This window comes from Povalibacter sp., from assembly GCF_036735925.1.
GTDB lineage: Bacteria > Pseudomonadota > Gammaproteobacteria > Steroidobacterales > Steroidobacteraceae > Steroidobacter.
Map to the genome: position 1 here is coordinate 1 of NZ_DAINNK010000153.1, position 3,083 is coordinate 3,083.

General features: G+C 61.7%; 5 protein-coding genes and 1 pseudogene. 4 read left to right on the plus strand and 2 right to left on the minus strand.

Features of this window, described 5'->3' with window-relative positions; all coding sequences use genetic code 11:
- The 3 genes and pseudogenes from V7D81_RS22995 to V7D81_RS23005 all read left to right on the plus strand — a co-directional run.
- Window positions 1-385 (plus strand): annotated as a pseudogene (locus tag V7D81_RS22995) (hypothetical protein); the annotation flags it as partial.
- Window position 386: 1 nt separating this feature from the next.
- Window positions 387-671, plus strand: a complete 285-nt coding sequence (locus V7D81_RS23000; protein WP_324320724.1) for a hypothetical protein — start codon at window positions 387-389, stop codon at window positions 669-671.
- Window positions 668-1,738: a zonular occludens toxin domain-containing protein gene (locus V7D81_RS23005; RefSeq protein ID WP_324320726.1), complete on the plus strand. Its 1,071-nt coding sequence runs from the start codon at window positions 668-670 to the stop codon at window positions 1,736-1,738. Before V7D81_RS23000 ends, V7D81_RS23005 begins: the two co-directional genes overlap by 4 nt.
- Window positions 1,739-1,748: 10 nt before the next feature.
- Here V7D81_RS23005 and V7D81_RS23010 read toward each other — a convergent pair whose 3' ends face one another.
- The gene (locus tag V7D81_RS23010) at window positions 1,749-1,946 is read right to left on the minus strand and encodes a hypothetical protein (protein WP_324320728.1); all 198 of its coding nucleotides are present in this window, start codon (window positions 1,944-1,946) and stop codon (window positions 1,749-1,751) included.
- A gap of 243 nt (window positions 1,947-2,189) precedes the next feature.
- On the opposite strand from V7D81_RS23010, the gene V7D81_RS23015 reads away from it, so the two are divergent.
- The gene (locus tag V7D81_RS23015) at window positions 2,190-2,639 is read left to right on the plus strand and encodes a hypothetical protein (protein ID WP_324320730.1); all 450 of its coding nucleotides are present in this window, start codon (window positions 2,190-2,192) and stop codon (window positions 2,637-2,639) included.
- Here the strand turns inward: V7D81_RS23015 and V7D81_RS23020 are convergent.
- A complete protein-coding gene (locus V7D81_RS23020; protein ID WP_324320732.1) occupies window positions 2,636-2,953 on the minus strand; it encodes a DUF3653 domain-containing protein in 318 nt (105 codons plus the stop codon). The two genes, V7D81_RS23015 and V7D81_RS23020, sit on opposite strands and share 4 nt — an antisense overlap.
- Window positions 2,954-3,083: the final 130 nt, after the last annotated feature.

Here is a 3,083-nt window from a genome sequence, read left to right on the forward strand (position 1 = left end):
CTGGTCACGGCAGCTTGACCGGGGCGCGCACCGGAGTGACGGCGACGAAGGCGGAGAGGAGGGGGATGATTCGTGTCCGGAGGGTGCAACCTGCGACGGTTCACTGCCTAACGCTGGCGAGTTTGATGAGGTGTGCACGTTCGGGGAGTGTGCCTCTGCGTTCTTCTCGCGGATTCAGGACGCGCCGATAGTCGCGCCGATTCTCGGTGCGGGTGCGGCGATGCCGGCGGGCGCGTGTCCGAATTGGACGCTTTCTGCGTTCAGCGAGGATTACAGCCTGTCGGGTCCGATGTGCGATATCTGGGAGGAGGTCAGTCCGGTACTGTCGGCGGTCTTTCTCCTGATCTGGGGATGGGTGGCGACGCGAATCGTCTTGAGTGCATGACATGGACAAGCTCATAGAATTCCTGCAGCGAATACTCGATTGGTTCGTTGAGCTGCTGTTGTGGGTTCCGCGCAAACTGTGGGAATTGCTGCTTGATGGGCTCGCGACGGTCATCGAAGCGATTCCGGCGCCTGGCTTCATGGCGAATCTTGAAAGCTGGGTGTCCGGGCTCGATCCGGCGATTGCGTATTTCGGCGGGCCGCTGCAGCTCGGCACCGGCATGACGTTCGTTGCCGTCGCGTACGTGCTGCGCTTCGCGATCCGTCGCTTGCCGGTGGTCGGGTGAGCATTTTTGCGTACACCGGCCTACCCGGCTCGGGCAAGTCGTACGGCGTTGTCGCTAATCAGATTCTGCCTGCGCTGAAAGCCGGGCGCGTGGTCGTCACGAATATCCCGCTGTATGAGGATCGCATTCGCGAGCAAGTGACGACGGGCGAGCTGCGCGAGTTCCCGATGGACTTGGTGTGCCAGCAACCGGAATCGATTGACGACTACGCGCCGCACGGTTGCGTGTTGATCATGGACGAACTCTGGAAGATTTTTCCGGCGGGCCAAAAGGTCGATAAGGTGCCGCAACCGTTCAAGCGGTTGCTGGCGGAGCATCGTCACATGGTCGATGCGCAGGGACGCTCGACGCAGATTGTGTTTGTGACGCAAGACTTGGCACAGGTCGGCATGTTCGCGCGCCAGTTGGTGGAGCAAACCTTCGTGCATACGAAGCTCGGCCACCTGGGCGCGGATGGCTCGTTTCGGGTTCGCATCTTCCATGGTCCGGCGACGGGTTCGAATCCGCCGCAGTCGAATCAGATTCGCATGACGCTGGGGCGGTACGAAGAAAAGATTTTTCGCCTCTATAAGTCGCACACCATGAGTAAGGCGGAGGGCGATGACGCGCAAGAGAAGTCAGTCGATACACGCGGCAACGTCTGGAAGCGGCCCGGCATTCTCGCGGCCGGTGTCGCGTGCCTGCTCGCTCTGTGGTGGGCCGGCGGCACGCTGGCCGATATCTTCGGACGTGATGAGGTCGCGAGCGCACCGAGCGGCGCGAGCGGAGCTACCGCCGCCGGTGCGCCGTCGTCGCGGCTGGTCGCGCGTAGAATCGGCACCGCGCCCGCGCGATCCTTCCGCGTTGCTGCAGTGTTCGCGTCCAACGATCCCGCGAATGCCTGGGCGGTGCTGGTGGATGATAAGGGCGCGGAAGTCTGGATTCCGGCCGGCGACTGTATGCAGTCTCGCCTCGAATGGCGCTGCGAGTATGAGCGGCAGTGGTGGACGCTCAAGGGCATCTGGCGTCCAGCGGTCGAAGATCAGCGCCCGCGCTTTGCAGTGCCGTCTCTCGGCGCGGGCGGCTGAAAAAAGCCCCCTAGAAGGGGGCTCCGTCAGCGGCGTAGAGTGCATCCGCCTTCGCTGTTGCGTCGATGAGTGCTTCCTGTGCGCGATCAAAGACGAAGATGGATGACCAGATGATTTCGCCTTCGGCGTCTTTCACCACACCGAAATAATGGTAACGGCGGTTGATGAGTGTGATTTCGTATGAGGGACGATAGATGATCGGCTGCATGTGGATTCTCCTAGTTGGGGGGCTCACCGATCCCGCCCCCCCAACTAGGAGAATGCGGGTGCAGCCGGTTCGTCCCGCCGTCGCTATCACAGCGGTCTGAATTCCGTCGCGATCTATCCTCAAGCGGCGTGACAATCTGCGGAGCCGGCCGTCTGGCCGGTTGGCGCGTCGCTTGAAGGTCACCGTCGTTTCTGTGAGCCGCGTCGCTGACGAGCTGCTGCACGTGCCTGCAGAGTCCGTCGGATGGACCCGATGCTTCGACGATCTCCCTTTGGCGATGAGCCTGAAGACGAGGCTGGCTTTCTTTCTGGTGTTGCGAAGATCGCGTTCGGTATCTTTCTGGGCGTGTTGATGCTCTGGCTCGTGGCGGCTGCCGTGGTGCGTCATCAGATGTCGCAGGTCAACGTTGCCGTACAACAGTCGCTGGATTCGATGCAGCAACGTGCGCAGCAAGCGGCGCAGTCGCGTCGTGACGATCAGGAACGGCGAAGGCGACAGGAAGTGCGCGCACAGCAGATCGCAGCGGATCGAAGGCAGGCGCAGTTGACCGCTGAGCGTCGAAAGGATGCGGCGTGGGCGGCGTTCTATCAGCCGTCGCCGCAGTGCCTGGAATCGACCTCGGTTGAATGCGGTAACGCGCACATTCGCGCGCGTCGAGAATTCGAGCGCCGTTATGCGGCCGGCGAACTCTAGAACAGCTTCCATTGCTGCGGCTCGGCCAGTTGCTTCTGCAGTTCGTGCACGAGTTCGCGCGTGTAGGGAATGGCCCGGATGTCGCCGGTGGTGACGCTGCGGCCTTCTGGTGTCCATAGCTGGCCGCTGTCCAGTTTGAAGCCCGACCAACTGCCGGTAATCGAGCCGAGATCGCCTCCGAGGCGTAGTGCCAGCAATTGCGCGTAATGCGCCGGTACTTTGCCGGCGCGTTTCCAGCGTCGCGCGGTGTCAGGGTGGACGCCCGTGAGCTGCGATAGCAGCATCACGGAGAGCCCGTAGGTGCTGAGGTCCATGCGGTTGTGTCGGACGTGGCGCGGTGCGGCTTTAGGCTGCTTTTCTCAGTACCTTTCTAATTTGACGTAATATACATTATGCGTACTTATCAATACCGGCTCTGACCGTATCGAATCGCCGCCCCGAAAC

What these genes read in the sequence shown, in the direction of transcription:
- V7D81_RS23000 (WP_324320724.1), top strand. Translation starts at nt 387, where the DNA reads ATGGACAAGCTCATAGAATTCCTGCAGCGAATACTCGATTGGTTCGTT.
- V7D81_RS23010 (WP_324320728.1), bottom strand. Translation starts at nt 1,946, where the DNA reads ATGCAGCCGATCATCTATCGTCCCTCATACGAAATCACACTCATCAAC.
- V7D81_RS23015 (WP_324320730.1), top strand. Translation starts at nt 2,190, where the DNA reads ATGGACCCGATGCTTCGACGATCTCCCTTTGGCGATGAGCCTGAAGAC.
- V7D81_RS23020 (WP_324320732.1), bottom strand. Translation starts at nt 2,953, where the DNA reads ATGGACCTCAGCACCTACGGGCTCTCCGTGATGCTGCTATCGCAGCTC.